Below are 17839 nucleotides of genomic sequence, written 5' to 3'. Positions count from 1 at the left end.
ATAATTTTCAAAAAATGGATAAAGCCACCTTTAGTTGGACTTTGACTTTTTGGCTTAATTTATGAGAAAATTATTTACAGAATATTCCAACTATATTTATGCAATGCTAGTGAGATGGAGAGGAAGATGACATCGTCCACCTTATTCGTATAGACGTAAAATAGGGCCGCCGGGGGATGGCCCCCTAAAATCTAGATTTTTTACTCTAACTTTTGGGGTGCAGTAGCGAAATAAAATCCCGCGGCACTTTTTATCATAATTTGGGAGTGCCTGGCACCGGTGGCACTATGGTAATACTAGAGAGGTTTTTAATGTTTTTAAGTTTGCCAACTTATTTAAGTTGAAAAGCTCAGTGTTTCACAAAGTATTCAAAGGATATTCAATAGAAAGTAACATTTTATGGAAATTTATGTGATAAAATTAACATGAAAAACCAGCGAAAGGAGGGGAATTCCATGAAGGTTAATAGCATCATTTTCATCGTCGGCTTTTTGATTGCTTTTACGGTCGGGTATTTTGTTTTTGATACTGAATCGGCAGAATCAACGGTGGAGGATCCGAACACCGTACAAGAGGAGAGCAGCGCTGGTGATAAAAGCGCTAACAACACAGAAGATTCCGAAGAGTCGGCCACCGAAACAACTAACGCCAATACGGAAGAGACCGATACCGCTGAAGGAGGCGAGTCGGTACCTGCCGAAGCAGAAGCACTGCAGGCAAATAACTGCTTAAGCTGCCATGCCGTTGAATCGCTCGGAATAGCCGGCGGCACGACAGGACCGGATTTATCCCAAGCTTATAACGAAGTAGAAGGAAAGCATGGAAAAGATTTGGACTCCTTTTTACAGGAACCTACATCGGCCGTGATGTCGACGGTTATCGGAGATAATCCGCTTTCCGATGAAGAAAGAGCAAGTATCATCGAGGCGTTGAAATTTGCAGCTGAAAATTAATGTTGGGGGTGAAGAACTATGAATTGGAACCGAATCCTTTCCGGTGTGGGTGGTATCCTTGCTGGATTATTAGTTGCATTTATATTTTTTGCCGATGTCGGACAAGAGGATACAACCGCGTCCTCCTCAGACAATCAATCAAAGGCAGAAAAGGTTTATGTCCCTTATGGAGAACTGGATGAATATTACATGTTTGCCTCTGGAGGACACTCTGGCCAATTATTTGTATACGGGATCCCATCCATGCGGGAAATAAGAACGGTACCTATTTTTACGCCAGACCCGGCAACAGGGTATGGCTATGATAAAGAAACGAAGGAAATGCTCGGCGGCTATACATGGGGTGACTTCCACCATCCGGCCATTTCCGAAACCGAGGGGGACTATGACGGAGAATTCCTCTTCGCCAATGACGTGGCCAACAACCGAATTGCAGCGGTGGATTTAAGCACGTTCCACACGGTGGACATTATGGAAATGCCAAATATGGGCGGACCGCACGCCGGTACCTTTGTCACCCAAAACACAGAGTACATTGTTATGCCGACCCGCTTTGCGAGACCTTTAGGCGGCGAATATGAGGAATTGGACAATTATGAAGAGGAATATAAAGGCGTCGTTTCCATGGTAACCTTTGACCGGGATGCAAAAGAATTTGATCTCGCGTATCAGATCGTTCTTCCGCCATGGTCCTATGACTTATCCGACGCCGGGAAGAAAATGTCCGGCGACTGGATTGTGATGACGACGTACAACACCGAATTTGCAACGACGAACCTGGAAATTAACGCATCGCAAAATGACCGGGACTATATCGTATTAGTGAATTGGAAGAAACTAGAAGAAGAAGTGGAAAACGGAAATTACAATGAATTAAACGGGGAAAAATTAATCGATCCACGAGATGTGGAAGGAGCAATATTTGCTGTACCCGTGGCAAAATCTCCGCACGGTGTGGACGTGACACCAGACGGAACCCGCTTTATTGCCAGTGGTAAGCTTGCTCCTTTAATGACCGTCTTCTCGTTTGAAAAAGCGTTTGAGGTCATTGAAAATGGAAATTTTGTAGATGAAAAATTCGGTATTCCTATTTTACCATACGAAGAAGTGATGGAAAAGGAAGTTGACCCGCCTGGAGCTCTCGGACCGCTTCACACCCAATTTGATGACAAAGGAAACGCGTACAACACGATGTTTATTTCGTCGGAAATCGTGAAGTGGAACATTGAGACTGGGGAAGTCATCGACCGGATTCCAACGTATTACTCACCAGGCCACTCGGCGGCAGCGGAAGGAGATACGGTGAATCCGGACGGAAAATGGATTGTGGCTCTGAACAAATTGTCTAAAGATAACTTCTTATCGGTAGGGCCATCCCACCCAGAATCCGCCGATTTAATTGATATTTCCGGAGAAAAAATGGAGCATATTATGGCCGTGCCAACGGACCCAGAACCGCACTATGCCCAAATCATTCACCGGGATAAAATCAACACGATTGAAATTTACGAAAAAGACGAATCCAAAGAAAATGCCGTTTGGAATCAAGAAGATACCCGCATCGTTCGCGACGGTGATGAAGTCCATGTATACGGTGTTGCCATGCGCTCGAAATTTATCTTTGATGCCGAGGCAGAACGTCCGGATGCGGTGATGGTGAAAGAAGGGGATCGCGTCTTCTTCCATATTACGAACATCGACTTGGACGAAGACATCACCCATGGATTCGGTATTTTGGAGTACGACTTGAACTTTGAAATTCAGCCGGGTCAGACGAGTACGCTAGAATTTGTTGCTGATAAAGCGGGTACCTTCCCGATTTACTGTACAAACTTCTGTTCCGCACTTCACCAGGAAATGAGCGGATACTTACTTGTAGAACCGGCGGAGTAAAGTCAATGCCTCCCTGGAAGCAGGCTTCATACGAAAGGGAAGCCTGCTCCAGTGCAGGATAAGGAAAGGTGTGGGGGATTGGCAAAGCTGGAAATGGACTCCCGTTGGCTCACCCCGTCCAATTTTTGCCAACAGATCCTAAAATCCTGTCAGCAAATGAACAGAAGGATCATCCGCTTACCAAAAACATCCCCCAACACAACAAAAAAGTTGACGCTGACACTTGAAACCTAATGGGGCAAGATTCCGTGCCCCTCCATCATACAAAACGGGGGAAGAGCCAGGCTTTTCCCTTCTCTCATATATAGGAGATGAAAACAATGAAGAAAGACTTGTCCGTACCCTCGATGATCAGCTTGATTCTTGCTGCCATTGTGTTAACGATAGCGATTTTAGTCCCATGGTGGCGAATGGACTTTTATGCACCCCAATATCCTGAAGGGCTGGATATTATTGTTACCCCATCGGAAGTAAAAGGGGATATTGAAATCATCAACGGCTTAAATCACTATATCGGCATGAAACCCTTTAATACGGAATCTTTCCCAGAGCTTCAATTTATGCCTTATATTGTCGGCGCGGTTGCTCTAATCATCCTGATTACTGCCTTCCTCCGTAATAAAAAGCTGCTCTATAGTGTCATAGGTCTTTACGCCGTGATGGGGGCCGCCGGGATCTGGGATATGTACCGCTGGTTGAAGAAATACGGCCACGAATTGGATCCGCAGGCACCGATTGATATGGAACCTTTTGTTCCGCCGATTATCGGGGAAAACACCGTTGCCAACTTTGTTACTTACAGTTATTTTACGACGGGCGCCTATTTGCTCTTGCTCGTCTTTATCCTGCTAATTTTCCCATTATGGAAGGATCGAAAAAAAGATGAAAAAACTGCTGATGAATATAAGTCTGCTGCTTAGTGCGGCGGCGCTTTTAGCCAACCCGCAATCGGCGCTGGCAGAAGAAAAATCGTTACAGGAGCTCGTCGACAAGACGCCTCCCGAAGGCACGCTCGAACTGGAAGGAAGGGTGTACGAGGGAAATGTCACCATCGATAAACCAATGACGATTGTCGGGAAAGAAGGTACCCATATCCGAGGGGACGGCACTGGGACCGTCATTGAAATCGACAGCCCGCATGTCACCTTGGATACGATGCACGTTTCCGGAAGCGGCATGGACCAGAGTTCCGATGAAGAATATTCCGGCATCCGCGTCATGGGCGAAAACGCCGTCATTAAAAATGTCAAGGTGACCGATGTCTTCCACGGTGTTTATTTATCCCGGGCGGACAACTCCACCATTGACAATGTCACCATTATCGGGCAATCGTCCGATTCCTTGGCGAAGCAGGGGAACGGCATCCAAATCGTCCGATCCAACAACAACGTCATTCAAAACACGTATATCGAAAAAACCCGGGACGGCATTTACGTCGAATACTCCAACAACAATATGATTACGAACAACAAGGTAACGGAAACGAGATACGGACTCCACTACATGTATGCCGATTACAACGAATTTCACGACAACGAGTTTGTCGGCAATATCGGTGGAGCAGCCATCATGCAGTCGGATTCCTTGCTGTTGGAAAACAACAGTTTTTCCTTTAACCAAGGCTCCCGTTCCTTTGGGCTGATTATCCAGACGAGCCGGGAAGTTCATGTTTTAAACAATAAATTTTACCAAAATCAGCGCGGGCTCTATTTGGAGCAATCGACGAGCAATACCATTGAAGGAAACGAATTTTTCCATAACCAAATCGGAGTGGAACTATGGACATCTTCCACTGCCCATACGTTTTTCAACAACGTTTTCCGAAAGAACAACACCCATGTCGTTACCATCGGCGGGGAATCCTTTAATGATTGGTTTAAAAACGGTGTCGGCAACTATTGGGACGATCCGATCTTGGATTTGGACCAGGACGGAATCGGTGATGCGCCGTTTGAAGCGACTTCTACCCTCGGTAATTTGCTGGAAGAAAACGAATTGGCCTATCTGTTTTTAACTAGCCCGGCCATACAACTTTATGAGAAAGCGAATGCACTGCTTGGAAATCAGCGGATTATGGCGGTGGATGAATATCCGTTAATGAACGAACGGGAAACCCAGCCGATGCTTTGGACGGCACTTCTCCTCATCGGGATGGCGACAGGCCTATATTTCGTTTGGAAAAGGAGGAAAGCATGATGGCCTATATATGGAAGGAATACCTAGAGCAAGTTCGCGGAAAAGGATTGTGGCTCGGTCTTGGCATTCTAATGCTTACTTCCTTATTCATAATCGCAGAAGCCCGGACCTTTCCTGAAGAATTAGGATTTGAAGCGATGCTCTTATCGGTGTTTGACATGAATGTTTACATTGTACCGCTCTTTGCTTTGTTTTTGGCATCCTTCTCAATCTTTCAGGAAAAGGAAAGCAAAACCGAAGTGATGCTGCTGACGAAAAAGGACTCATTCTTTACCTTTTTATTGAAAAAATCCATCGCCACCCAGCTGGTGATAATCGCTGCTTTCTTCGGGGCATTTATCGTACTTGCGATTTTCATGAAAGCCTTTTTGCACTTCAACGTCACCAGTTTCCTGACCTTTTTGCTCGTGACGTTCGCCTTGCTCGTTATCTTTAACCAAATCGGCACCTTTCTGGGAGTCATTTGCAAAACGAAGATGCAACTCGTCGGGGCAAATCTTTTAACATGGTTTATCATCGTCTTTTTGCTCGACCTCGTGATGCTCTATTTGCTGCCGGCGGTGTCGTTTGACAATATCGCCATCTTTTCCTGGGCGTACTTTTTAGACCCGCTCCATGCGCTGCGTTTTTTCCTGGAAACAGAGCTCGGCCTGTTTGGGCTTACCCATCTTTCCCGGTTAATGGAAAACTTCCTGATTATGGAGCCGGCAGTCTTTTTTATCCTTAATTTTCTATTGTGGCCTGTCGTCTTTTTTAGCCTGACGCTATTATGTGGGAAGGGCGGTGTAAGCCATGATTAATATTACCGGTTTGAGCCAGGCGTTTAAGAAAAAGCAAGTGCTGGATGAAGTTAGTTTAAGCATCGGGAAAAATGAACGCTGTGCCCTCGTCGGGAGAAACGGAGCCGGGAAATCGACATTAATTCGGACAATCCTTGGAATTTTGCCTTATAAACAAGGGGAAATTACGATTCACGGAGTTTCCAATAAAAAGCAGGCGTGGAAAAGCTATGTTTCCTATTTGCCGGAAAAATTCCAGCTCTATCCCAACTTAACGGGGGAGGAAAATATCCGCTTTTTTGCCGAGGCAAGCGGGAAAAAGGCAGATGAAAAGAAAATCGAGGAAAAGCTCATGCTCGTCTCTTTGTGGGACGACCGGAAAAAGTACATTCGGGAATATTCCAAAGGGATGCTGCAGCGGTTGGGGCTGGCGATCATTTTGTATTACGATACGGAAATTATTATTCTTGATGAGCCGACAAGCGGGCTGGATCCCATCGGCCGGGATGAAATTTTAAGCATCATTCAAAATTTAGAGGACAAAACGATTCTCATGGCCTCCCATCATTTTGACGAAATTAAGCAAGTGTGCAGCCATGTAGCGTTTTTGGAAAACGGAAAAATCACGAAATATGCGATGGATGACTTTTTTAATAAATATAAAAGGGGAATTGCGCAATGAAGAGATTTATCTTGGTTATTGGGTTATTATTGCTCGTCGCTGCCGGATGTGGTTCAGATGACATTTCCTTGGAAGTGGAGAATGACCCGTACTATAAGGAAGGCGAACCGACGGAAATCGTGTTAGAGGCGGTGGATGACAGCGGAGAAGCGGTGACCGGACTTGCCATCACCGGAGAACTGGAAATGGAAAAGATGGACCATGGAACGATTACGGTCTCATTCGACGATAACGGCGACGGCACTTATGCCGGAGAAGTGCTGCTCCCGATGGGAGGCGAGTGGATCATGTCTGCCACGGTCGAGAAAGACGGAAAAGAAAAGGAGCAAATCGTTCGCTTCCAAGTTAGTGAAGGATGATGAACATGAAGGTATGCAAGCGACAACTTCGATTGGTATTGCTGCTGTTAGTGCTGTCCGGGATGATGATCCTCGGGGCATGTGCCAATGCGTCTGGGGAAAAGGCGGATGCAGTGGATGCGGTGGTGGAGGCTGGAGACGCCGGAGATGCTGCGGGCGGGGAAGGTGACACGGAGCGGAAGGCTGGAGAGGGCGGCCGGGACGAAGGGAAGACGTCTGGCAAGGATGGCGATTCGGGGTCCGGCGCTGCGGCGGATGATAAGCGGGCCTCGGATGAAGCGGACGCTGGGAGCGGTGATACGGCATCCGGCGGAAAAGCCGCTGCATCCGGGAATGATGCCTCGGCCGTCAATCCCGGAGAAGGCGCCGTCGTTACGATTAATGAGAAAACGTTTGACAAAGATGATGTGGAATTTTTTACGCTAATGGAAAAAATTCGTATTGAAGCCGGCCGTCATCTGGACCAAAAGCAATTTGACGGAGAAGAATGGGAAGGCCGCAATGCTTATTGGGAAGAGCAGCTGGAGTATTTTGAAAATATGAATGTCCAGCTGCAAAATGTTGTGGAAATTTATGCGATGTCCCTCCTCGCTGAGGAGAAACATTACTTTAACCCGCAAGAAAAATTAGAAAAGGAAATGGAAGCATATGTGAAGAAAATCCGGGATATTCCAGCCGCCAAGGAGTTAATTGAAGCCTACGGTGAGGATGAGTTTAACTACCGCCTTCAGGAATATATGGACTATTCCCTGCTGCGGGACCGTGTCGTTTCCGACCTAATCGACGACATCAAAGAAGAAAACCCGGATATCACCGACGCCGAACTTAACTATGAACTTAGCAAATCCTACGAAGATCTGTACATCGACCACATCAACGACATCGAAATCACCATCCACATCCAATAAAGTGCCGCCGGTGCCTGGCACCCGTGGCACTTTTGACATATTTCGGGAAGTGACCACAGTGCACCAAAACACGCAAGCAACTTCAACACAATCCTCACAACCGGTAGCAACACCTCTTCGTTCAATCCCCCCTCACTATCCCTCCCTTTGTTAATTTCCGATAAATTTTTTATCATAATTTGTCATTATATGTTAAACTTATTGAGGTATATTATAAGGACAATAAATAATTGCTGTGTAGAAATCGTAAAAAATGGTATGCTATATTGTTGCCGTTGCGTTTGAATTAGTAATGCAATTACACCATAGGAGCGTTTATGGATGAAGAAAAAAATTCTGATGATGACACAAAACTTTTACCCCGTCATCGGCAGTGCGGGGAATCGGATGAGAAATATATTCCATCTACTCCATCAGCACAAGATGGACGTAGATGTATTGACAATCGAACCAGCATACCCGAATAAAAACATGTATAAAGACCCGAAGTTTTGGGATGATGAATGGGTCAACAGCCGTGAAGATAATATTACAAGAGTTCAACTGAAAAACCAGCATTCCTCCCGTAACCTAATTTCCCGGCTGTTTTTCTACATTGAAATGATGTATCGTTTTTTTTCAAACCTATGGGATGCAAAAGATAAAAAATACGATTACATATTAGTAAGCACACCGCCAATATTTATCGTATTTTCGGCGTTTATTGCTAAATTCCTTTTTATGAAAAAAACAAAAATTATCCTTGAAGTAAGGGATCTTTGGCCTGATAGCCTCATCGGCGTCAAAATCTTTGACTACCCGATTATCATTCGTTTCTTCCGCTATTTGGAGAAAAAAATGTACCAAAATGCGGATTATATTATAATTAATAGTATTGGGTTCCGTGAACACATCGAACGGAAACTAAAATACCCAAAGAAAATCATCTATATCCCAAATGGTCCGAGAGCCCATGAAATCGTGAAAGAAAAAGAACACCAAGAAGAATTCCGTGTAGTTTATACGGGGAATATCGGGCTGGCGCAAGACGTTGAACATATTAAATCAATTGCAAAATTGCTGCATGAAAATAATATTACCTTCCATGTCATTGGCTATGGCGTCAAAGCAAAGGAATTTCAAAATTATATTGAAAAAAACGATTTGCATTATGTCCATTTCCAGCCGCCGGCAACGAGAAAGGAAAGCCTGAAATTAATTAAAAGCTGTCAGCTTGGCATTGCCTTTCTTAACGATGAAGAAGTATTCTCCACGGTACTCCCGGGTAAAATTATCGACTATATGACATGCAAAACTCCAATCATTGCCGGGGTAAAAGGGACAGCAGCAAAAATAATATCAGCGAATCAAACCGGCTTTGCCTTTAACCAGTCGGACGTCCATGCCATGGTGGAGAAAATTATCGAATTAAAGCAGAATCCACAAATAATAGAAGAAATGGGACAAAACTGTATTAAAACGGTAGAAAAAGAATTCCTATGGGAAAAAAATATCCATAAATTACTTCAGATTATTACTTAATTCAAAAGAGGGAATACTATGAAACGAGTAGGTATGTTTGTATGGAATCACTTTACAAATGATGCACGGGTACTCCGGGAGTGTACGACATTGTCGCAAAACGGCTATGATGTCGAACTCATTTGTATCGATGATCCAAATGATCCGACGATTTCCCAATACGAAGAAATCAATGATCACTTTCGTGTGTATCGGATGCAGCGGTATCCGACAACACTTATTCTGCTGCAAAAGCTATATCGCTTTGCGGTTGGCAAAAGGTGGCCGCTCATTCCGTTGTTGCTCATCTGGGGAGCCATGCTATACGTGCTTCCTTGGATTACGATAGCCTTGACGATTCTTGTTGGCTTGCTTCTGAAAACAAAAGTGCGGGTCCTCTGGATTCGCGGTGCACTGATTATTAGAATGATCATAAAAGGTCATAGAGGAAATTATGATATTTACCATTCCAACGATTTAAACACGTTGCCTCAAGGTTGGGTCAGTGCGAAATGGCGCTTAAAGAAAAAGCCATTAATATATGACTCCCATGAGGTGCAAACTAGCAGGACAGGGTATGACAGCCCGTGGTATAAACGGTTTGAACAATTTTTCATCAAGCGAATTGACAGCATGATTGTGGAAAATCATACAAGGGCAAAATATAATGAAGACTTATACGGATTTTATCCCCATGTTCTTCACAATTATCCGTCGCTGGAAATCCAGCAAACCGATGAAAAAGTAAATCTTCACGAGATGCTCGGGCTGCCGCCGGACGAAAAGATTTTATTATACCAAGGCGGAATTCAAGCTGGTCGGGGACTGGAAAAACTAATTGAAGCTTTCCCGCTTTTTAAAGAAGGAACGCTCGTGTTCATCGGTGACGGGAAAATTAAAGAAAAGCTGCAGCAGATGGTGAAGGAGCGGGGATTGGAAGAAAAAATCCGCTTTATTCCGAAGGTTCCGGTTCGTGACCTTCCAAAATATACGAAAAATGCCTATTTGGCATTCCAAGTATTAAACAATATTAACTTTAATCACTGGTCTGCATCATCGAATAAACTGTTTGAGTATATGATGAATGAAGTGCCAGTAGTTGCCTGTAACTTCCCGGAAATTAAGAAAGTAGTGGAAGGAAGCCAAATTGGGGTGACGATTGACCCTCACATCCCGGAAGAAATTGCAAAAGGTGTAAACTATTTATTGGAAAATCCTGAAAAGCGGGAAATTTTCAGTGCCAATTGCAAACAGGCGCGCATGAAGTATAATTGGGAATTAGAACAGGAGAATTTGCTCGAAGTTTATCGAAAATATTAATTTTATCTTATAGGAAAGAAGGAATTATGTTGAAACTTTGTACAGTAGGATTAGGTTATATTGGTTTACCGACATCAATTATGTTTGCAAATTATGGAGTGGAAGTTGTCGGTGTCGATGTGAAAAAAGAAGCTGTTGACATGTTAAATGGCGGAAAAATCCACATTGAAGAGCCAGGATTGCAAGAAGCGCTGGAAAAAGTGCTGGAAAAAGGGAACTTCCGCGCTTCTTTAGAGCCAGAGCAAGCAGATGCTTTTATTATTGCTGTGCCTACGCCAAATAAAGATGATCAATACATGTCTTGTGACATCTCTATTGTTATGCAGGCATTAGAAAATATTATTCCTTATTTGCAAAAAGGGAATGTCGTGATTGTTGAATCAACGATTGCTCCAAGAACGATGGATGACCATGTAAAACCACGTTTAGAAGAAGCGGGTTTTACCATCGGCGAAGATATTTATTTAGTACACTGTCCTGAAAGGGTTCTTCCAGGACAAATTATGCATGAGTTAATTCACAATAACCGTATCATCGGCGGGGTAACACCAGCATGTACAGATAAAGGTGCAGAAGTTTATGCCACTTTTGTTCAAGGTGAACTCATTAAAACCGATGCCCGTACGGCAGAAATGTCCAAACTGATGGAAAATACGTATCGTGATGTCAACATTGCCTTGGCAAACGAGTTGACAAAAGTATGTAATGAGCTAGGCATTAACGCATTAGAAGTTATTAATATGGCAAATAAACACCCGCGGGTGAATTTGCATACCCCTGGACCTGGAGTAGGCGGCCACTGTTTGGCGGTAGACCCATACTTTATTATTGCGAAAGCTCCAGAACAGGCGAAACTAATCAGCCTATCCAGAGAAATTAACAAATCAATGCCTGAATACGTAATGAACGCAGTCGACAAAATATTAGCAAAAACAAACGGCAAAAAGATTACCGTTTTCGGCTTGACATACAAAGGAAATGTGGATGATATTCGCGAAAGTCCAGCAATGGAAATTTATGAAATGCTGAATAATCGGGATGAATACGAAGTTATTGCCCATGATCCGCATGTCAAACTAAGCTTTGTAGAAGAAAATATGGAAAAAGCGATTGACGGTTCAGATTTAGTTTTAATTCTTTCCGACCATAATGAATTTAAAGAATTAAACAGTCCAGCTTTTGCTAAAATGAATAACGCTATAGTGTTCGACACAAAAAATGTCGTAAAAGAACATGCGGATAACATTGAATACGTGAATTATGGGAATTTGTACAGATACTTATAAATAGAAGGAAGCATTAATGAAATGTTTAAACTAATCTGGCAAGTATTCAGAGAACAAATCGAGAACAGGAAATTAATTTATAGAATGGCCACTTTTGAAATCAAAGGAATGTATCAAGGGCATTATTTAGGCTCGCTATGGCAATTTATAAACCCGGCAATTCAAATAGCAATATATTGGGTTGTATTTGGTATAGGTTTAAGAGGTGGCCAAACTATAAATTCCGATATCCCATATATACTTTGGTTGCTTATGGGGTTAATTCCATGGTTCTTTATATCACCAACGATGGTACAAGGTTCAAACAGTGTTTATCAAAAAGTTTCGTTAGTTTCAAAAATGAACTTTCCTGTAAGTATATTACCAACCATAAGAATTGTAGGTAACAGCTTTCAATTCTTTAACTTGTTATTAATTCTTTTTGTATTGCTTTTAATTTATGGGGTCGAATTATCAATTTATATACTACAATTACCGTATTACATTTTTTCACTATATGTTTTTCTGTTTGCATTCACACTATTTAGTTCGACGTTATCCACACTAATTCGTGATTATCAATCCTTTTTGCAACAAGTTATGAGAATGTTTCTTTATATATCTCCAATTCTGTGGAACCCAGCCGGGAGCCAAGTTCCAGATTGGTTGACAAATGTTCTTAGATTAAATCCGTTTTATTATATAATCGATGGAATGAGAAATTCCTTTCTAGGAGATAATTGGTTTTTTGATGATATAGTATATACTCTCTATTTTTGGGTACTAACTTTTGTGATTCTCTATTTTGGTGTAAAAATTCATATGAGATTTAGGAAAAATTTTGTAGATTACTTATAAGATTGAAGAGGATTTTTATGAAAACAAAGGTAAAGTTAAAAAATATCAGTAAATCTTATGATATGTTAGAAAAAAAATCAGATAAGATATTAAATTTATTCTCACTGAAGTCCAAGAAAAACAAACAGTTTCTTGCTGTAAACAATGTTTCGTTTGAGGTTCGCGAAGGGGAAACGATTGGAATACTTGGTTTAAATGGTTCGGGCAAGTCTACCTTATCAAACATACTTGCCCGTGTTATAGAACCAACTGAAGGAGAATTAATTATTAATGGAGAACCTTCATTAATTGCAATTTCTGCTGGATTAAATAATAATTTATCCGGTTTAGAAAACATTGATTTAAAATGTATGATGCATGGATTAACTGAGGAAGAAATAGAAAATGTAAAGGAAGACATCATTGATTTTGCTGATATAGGTGATTATATTTATCAGCCGGTAAAAAATTACTCCAGTGGAATGAAATCTAGGTTAGGTTTTGCAATTGCGGTTCATACTGACCCGGATATATTAATTATTGATGAAGCCTTATCTGTGGGAGATTCTACTTTTGCACAAAAATGTTTAGACAAATTAGAGGAATTTAAAAAAGAAGGAAAAACAATATTTTTTATTAGTCATTCCGCAGCACAAATGAAGACGTTTTGTGATCGTGTTTTGTGGATACATTACGGAGAGTTAAAAGAGTTTGGGACAAAAGATGAAGTAATAAACAATTATATTTCCTTTACCAAGTGGTTTAATAAGTTGTCAGACGCTGAAAAAAGGGAATATAAGAAAAAAATGTTTCAAAAGCAAATTAAAATTTCTGAAGGTTATACCCAAAAGCAAAATCGTGAGAGAAGTTTACTTTCACAGATAGCAAATGTATTATTATTCATTCCACTACTAATATTAAGTGTATTAATCGTTCTGGGGTACTAGTGAAAGGAGGGTACAAATTGGAAGAGATTAAAGATTATATATATGAAGCGTACTACTCTGAAATGGGTGAAAGCTTCGGGAAAAAGGTTAGGGAGAGAATCCATTGGATTTTACAAAACGTTAAAGGTAACGACATATTAGACGTTGGCTGTTCTCAAGGTATAACATCAATTCTGCTGGGGCGAGAAGGTAAAAACGTCATTGGAATAGACACTTCTTCTTCAGCTATAGAAGATGCGAATAAGTATTTATTAAAAGAAGAAGAGGAAACTCAAAACTGCGTAAATTTTATAAAAGGGAATTTCTTTCTGGAAGAGTTTAATAAGACTTTTGACTGTGTTATCTTGGGAGAAGTATTAGAACATATTTCTGATATTGATACGTTTTTTGCAAAAGCTTCTTCATTAACTAAAAATGACGGACAAATCATTGTTACCACACCATTCGGCATCAATGATTTTATTGACCACAAAAGAACGTTTTATTTATCTGAGTTTTTGCGTCTCCAAGAAGAGAACCCGGTTGTAATTAATGAAGTAAAGTTCCTCGGTAAGTGGATCGGCGTTGTCTTCTCAAAAGATCAAAACCTTGGACAAAAAGTTAATATAAATAATGATTTATTAATTCGGCTAGAAGAGGCTGTGCAAAAAATCGAGAGAGAATATGTATCACAAATAAACATGTTGCAAACTAAGTTAGAAACTGTACAAAATGAACAGTCCAGTGAATCTCACTTAAAATACCTGGAAGAAAAGGCGGAAAAGGTAAAAATTCAAAAGGAATTATACGATGCTTATACAGAAAATGAAAATATAATTAATAAATATAGAAAGCTGGACAGGGATTATGAAATTTTATTAACGAGGTATAATAATTTAAAGAATTCCAAATTCGGCAGATTGGCTACTAAATATTGGAATTTCCGTAAGAAAAAGAGGAGATGAAGAATGAGCAGGTACCACTTTGAGGAAATATTGAGTCGAATGGCTTCTCGGAAGGCAGAATTATTATATGAAATCGAAAAAGAACTTTCTTTTTTAAAAGAACAAAATATTGATGTTGGGTTTGATATAACACATCTTAAAAGGAATACTAGCACTTTTAGCAGGGTGAATAAATCCCATTATTTAAAATTGCGTGATAAACTAGCTGAGATTAACTTTATAGATACAATAACTCCTTTAATACATAATATGCCCGTGAGTAATGGCACATCATTTTACAATAGAGCAAATATAAATATTGGTATTATTGCGGATGAATTTTTATATAATTCTTTTAAGGATATTGCAAATTTTTATTATGTTGAAAAAGATCGATATGAGGATTTAAAAGGAAAAATAGATATTCTTCTAATTGCAAGTGCCTGGAAGGGAATAAAAGGTGACTGGAAGGGCATGGGAAATCCAAAAATCAGTAAAATGAGAAAAACTATTTTCAAAATGATTGACTTTTTTAAAAATGATGGAGTCAAAATAGTATTTTACTCCAAGGAAGACCCAACTAATTATGAATATTTTGTAGATATTGCCCAGAGATGTGATTACATTTTTACGACTGCTGAAGAGAAGGTAGAAGACTATAAGCGAGATTGTAATAATGAAAATGTATTTGTATTAGAATTTGGATTCAATCCTCTTTATAATAACCCTATTGGTATGAAAGAGTTACCGCCTGTAGAGGGTGTAATGTTTGCTGGCTCTTGGTATGAAAAATATCCTGAACGTCAAAGGGACACAAGAATACTTTTTGATGGGGTCATCAATGCAAATGAAAAGTTGAAAATTTTTGACAGGAATTATGAGTTGAAATTAGAGCAGCACTTTTTCCCAGTGGAGTATTTACGAAATATTTCACCAGGGGTTGACCATGAAACGTTACAAAATATAATAAAATTGTATGAATGGATAATAAACTTGAATACTGTCAAAGGTAGCTCTACCATGTTTGCAAACAGGGTATATGAATTACAAGCGATGGGAAATCTGATTTTATCTAATTATAGTTTAGGTATTAATAACTATTTTCCAAATATATTTATGGTATTTGATAAGGATGAAATCGGTTACATACTGAAAAATTATACATCGAGAGAACGATACCAACATCGACTCTTCGGGATAAGACAAGTATTTAGAAACCACACCACCTATCATAGAATCGATGAGCTACTAACAAAAATCGGTTATCAGGTTAACTTAGTTGAGAATAAAAAAATTGCAGTTATTGTAGATGAGAAAACAGAAAAAATAAATAAAATGTTTGATTATCAAACTTATGAAAATAAAGTCCTGCTTAGTAAAGAAGAAGCAATTAATTCATCTGAATCTTTTCACTTCGTGGCAATGTTTCATAATTCTCATTTTTATGGTGAATATTATTTGGAAGATATGATTAATGCTTTTAAATATACGGATGCGGACTATGTTACAAAGGACAGTTATTATGATGGTGAAAACAAAATTGAAGGCATTGAAAATAACTTCATTAATCACATAAATAATGTCTATTGTACTGTTTTTTCTTTGGATAAATATAATCTAAAAGATATATTAAACGGATCAAACCTTGACCAATCCAATGGATACAGTAGTGACTCCCTTGAGTTTAATATAAGTGAAGAGCCTAAGTATATAGCAAATGACAACAAAAAATTTACTGTTATCATTCCTACCTATAATAATGGACAGCATTTATATGGGAAATGCTTTATGAGTCTTAGAAGATCCAGTATGTTTGACAATATGGAGATTATTATTGTAGATGATGGTTCAAGGGATAAAGAAACATTAATGATAATTAATCGTCTGGAGAGACAATATTCAAATGTACGGGTTTATAAATTTGGTGACGGGGGCAGCGGAAGTGCTTCTAGGCCAAGAAACAAGGGTGTTGAGTTATCTACAACAAATTATATTACTTTTCTGGACCCTGATAATGAAGCAATAAATGACGGCTATGCTAAATTATATAGCACTTTGACAGAAAATGATTATGATTTAGTTATAGGGAACATCAAGAAATGTGATACAGGGGAGCATGATTTTAACTATTATAATGATGTATTACACTATGAAAAAAGAACAGAATTTTATAATCCGAACGCTAAAGAATTTCTAAGTAATACGTATTTTAAAGCTCAGAGTATTCAAGCTCTTATGGTGAAAAAGCAAATTTTAGAAGAAAATAATTTGCAAATGGTAGAGGGAGCAATTGGGGAAGACACTCTTTTCTTCCACCAGTTAATCTCAAGTGTAAAAAGTTTTAAGGTAATCAATGAAATGATTCATATATATTATGCTGGTGTAGAAGGATCGACAGTAAATAGCATTTCTGTGAAAACCTTTGAAAGATATCAAAGATTAGAGGAAGAAAAAATCAATTTCCTAAGAAAAAATCAATTATTAGATGCCTATTTGGAAAAAAGGTTTAATTATTATTTTAAAAATTGGTATTTGAAAAAGTTAGAAATGGTGAATCCTGATTCATACGATCAAGCATCAAAAATATTACAAGATATTTATAACCTTTATCACCAACATATGAAAAGGAATCAAATTGATTCCGAATTAAAAACAAAAATTTCAAATTTAGCAAATAATTAGTTTGCTTCCAAGTGAAATATAGAGCGATTTATCAAGGGTCGAGCCAAATTAAATTTATCCTTTATGATGTTGAACGGCTCCCCTTGATAGACATCGTACCATTTTAGTGTTGTGACCTATTTGACTAAAGAATATATTGTAATTTCTATCCTTACAGTTTAAATTAGTGTAAAGGGGTTTAGGTCTTATTCACAGATACTTAGTAACTAATCCGCAAAATATGTTATATATAGAACGTAATATACTACACTAAACACATTTTGAATTAAATTTTAGACAATAATCTCTGGTGTTAACATTGTCGAAAATAGTGTGATTAATTATTATCTTTTTATTACAATAAGATAATGGACTTATCTATACATACTATTTAACGATAAATGTTGTGTTTATATTGAAAATTGATAGTGTAGAACCAAATATTTATCTAACTTTTTTTAAGACTTATTGAAAAAGGGTGAAAGAAAGGAGAAATTTATGCATAAACAGAAGAGGGGTTTTGTAAGTCTTTTAGTCTTGATGCTAGTTTTTACACAGATAATTAGTCCTGTTACTGCACTTGGATTCACCTTGGAGAAGCCGGATGAAATCCATC

15 protein-coding genes are annotated in these 17839 nt (G+C 39.4%); all 15 read left to right on the top strand.

From position 1 onward, the window contains the following. The first annotated feature begins 455 nt into the window (after positions 1-455). The 15 genes from IEV18_RS14240 to IEV18_RS14170 all read left to right on the top strand — a co-directional run bounded on the left by IEV18_RS14240 (position 456) and on the right by IEV18_RS14170 (position 17244). The gene (locus tag IEV18_RS14240) at positions 456-953 is read left to right on the top strand and encodes a c-type cytochrome (protein WP_188393059.1); all 498 of its coding nucleotides are present in this window, start codon (positions 456-458) and stop codon (positions 951-953) included. A gap of 18 nt (positions 954-971) precedes the next feature. Continuing rightward, the gene (nosZ, locus tag IEV18_RS14235) at positions 972-2846 is read left to right on the top strand and encodes a Sec-dependent nitrous-oxide reductase (RefSeq protein WP_188393058.1); all 1875 of its coding nucleotides are present in this window, start codon (positions 972-974) and stop codon (positions 2844-2846) included. Between the two features lie 320 nt (positions 2847-3166). Then, complete coding sequence (locus tag IEV18_RS14230) at positions 3167-3766, top strand: hypothetical protein (protein ID WP_188393057.1); 600 nt, start codon at positions 3167-3169, stop codon at positions 3764-3766. Next, positions 3729-5042, top strand: coding sequence for a nitrous oxide reductase family maturation protein NosD (gene nosD / locus IEV18_RS14225; protein ID WP_188393056.1), 1314 nt, complete (start codon positions 3729-3731; stop codon positions 5040-5042). Before IEV18_RS14230 ends, nosD begins: the two co-directional genes overlap by 38 nt. Further along, complete coding sequence (locus IEV18_RS14220) at positions 5042-5842, top strand: ABC transporter permease (RefSeq protein WP_188393055.1); 801 nt, start codon at positions 5042-5044, stop codon at positions 5840-5842. The genes nosD and IEV18_RS14220 overlap by 1 nt, the downstream gene beginning before the upstream one ends. After that, positions 5835-6503 carry an ABC transporter ATP-binding protein gene (locus tag IEV18_RS14215; RefSeq protein WP_188393054.1) on the top strand — a complete coding sequence of 223 codons (669 nt, stop codon included), beginning with the start codon at positions 5835-5837 and terminating at the stop codon, positions 6501-6503. The genes IEV18_RS14220 and IEV18_RS14215 overlap by 8 nt, the downstream gene beginning before the upstream one ends. Beyond that, entirely contained in the window at positions 6500-6862 is a 363-nt protein-coding gene (locus IEV18_RS14210) for a FixH family protein (protein ID WP_188393053.1), read from the top strand. The genes IEV18_RS14215 and IEV18_RS14210 overlap by 4 nt, the downstream gene beginning before the upstream one ends. Before the next feature lie 5 nt (positions 6863-6867). Further along, positions 6868-7770, top strand: coding sequence for a hypothetical protein (locus IEV18_RS14205; protein WP_188393052.1), 903 nt, complete (start codon positions 6868-6870; stop codon positions 7768-7770). A 321-nt stretch (positions 7771-8091) separates the two neighbouring features. Continuing rightward, complete coding sequence (locus tag IEV18_RS14200) at positions 8092-9291, top strand: glycosyltransferase family 4 protein (RefSeq protein ID WP_188393051.1); 1200 nt, start codon at positions 8092-8094, stop codon at positions 9289-9291. Positions 9292-9309: 18 nt separating this feature from the next. After that, the gene (locus IEV18_RS14195) at positions 9310-10590 is read left to right on the top strand and encodes a glycosyltransferase (RefSeq protein WP_229733664.1); all 1281 of its coding nucleotides are present in this window, start codon (positions 9310-9312) and stop codon (positions 10588-10590) included. 29 nt (positions 10591-10619) lie between these two features. After that, on the top strand, positions 10620-11876 hold the full coding sequence (locus tag IEV18_RS14190; RefSeq protein WP_188393050.1) for a nucleotide sugar dehydrogenase: 1257 nt from the start codon (positions 10620-10622) through the stop codon (positions 11874-11876). A gap of 21 nt (positions 11877-11897) precedes the next feature. Continuing rightward, the gene (locus tag IEV18_RS14185) at positions 11898-12713 is read left to right on the top strand and encodes an ABC transporter permease (RefSeq protein WP_188393049.1); all 816 of its coding nucleotides are present in this window, start codon (positions 11898-11900) and stop codon (positions 12711-12713) included. Between the two features lie 17 nt (positions 12714-12730). Then, a complete protein-coding gene (locus tag IEV18_RS14180) occupies positions 12731-13639 on the top strand; it encodes an ABC transporter ATP-binding protein (protein ID WP_188393048.1) in 909 nt (302 codons plus the stop codon). 17 nt (positions 13640-13656) lie between these two features. Then, positions 13657-14583 carry a class I SAM-dependent methyltransferase gene (locus IEV18_RS14175; protein WP_188393047.1) on the top strand — a complete coding sequence of 309 codons (927 nt, stop codon included), beginning with the start codon at positions 13657-13659 and terminating at the stop codon, positions 14581-14583. A 3-nt stretch (positions 14584-14586) separates the two neighbouring features. After that, positions 14587-17244 (top strand): glycosyltransferase, encoded by a 2658-nt coding sequence (locus IEV18_RS14170; RefSeq protein WP_188393046.1) that lies wholly within the window; start codon positions 14587-14589, stop codon positions 17242-17244. Positions 17245-17839: the final 595 nt, after the last annotated feature.

Source organism: Compostibacillus humi, assembly GCF_014637175.1.
Taxonomy (GTDB): domain Bacteria; phylum Bacillota; class Bacilli; order Bacillales; family Amphibacillaceae; genus Oceanobacillus; species Oceanobacillus humi.
Note: the sequence above shows the minus strand (reverse complement) of the source record. Positions and strands in the feature narration are given on the sequence as shown.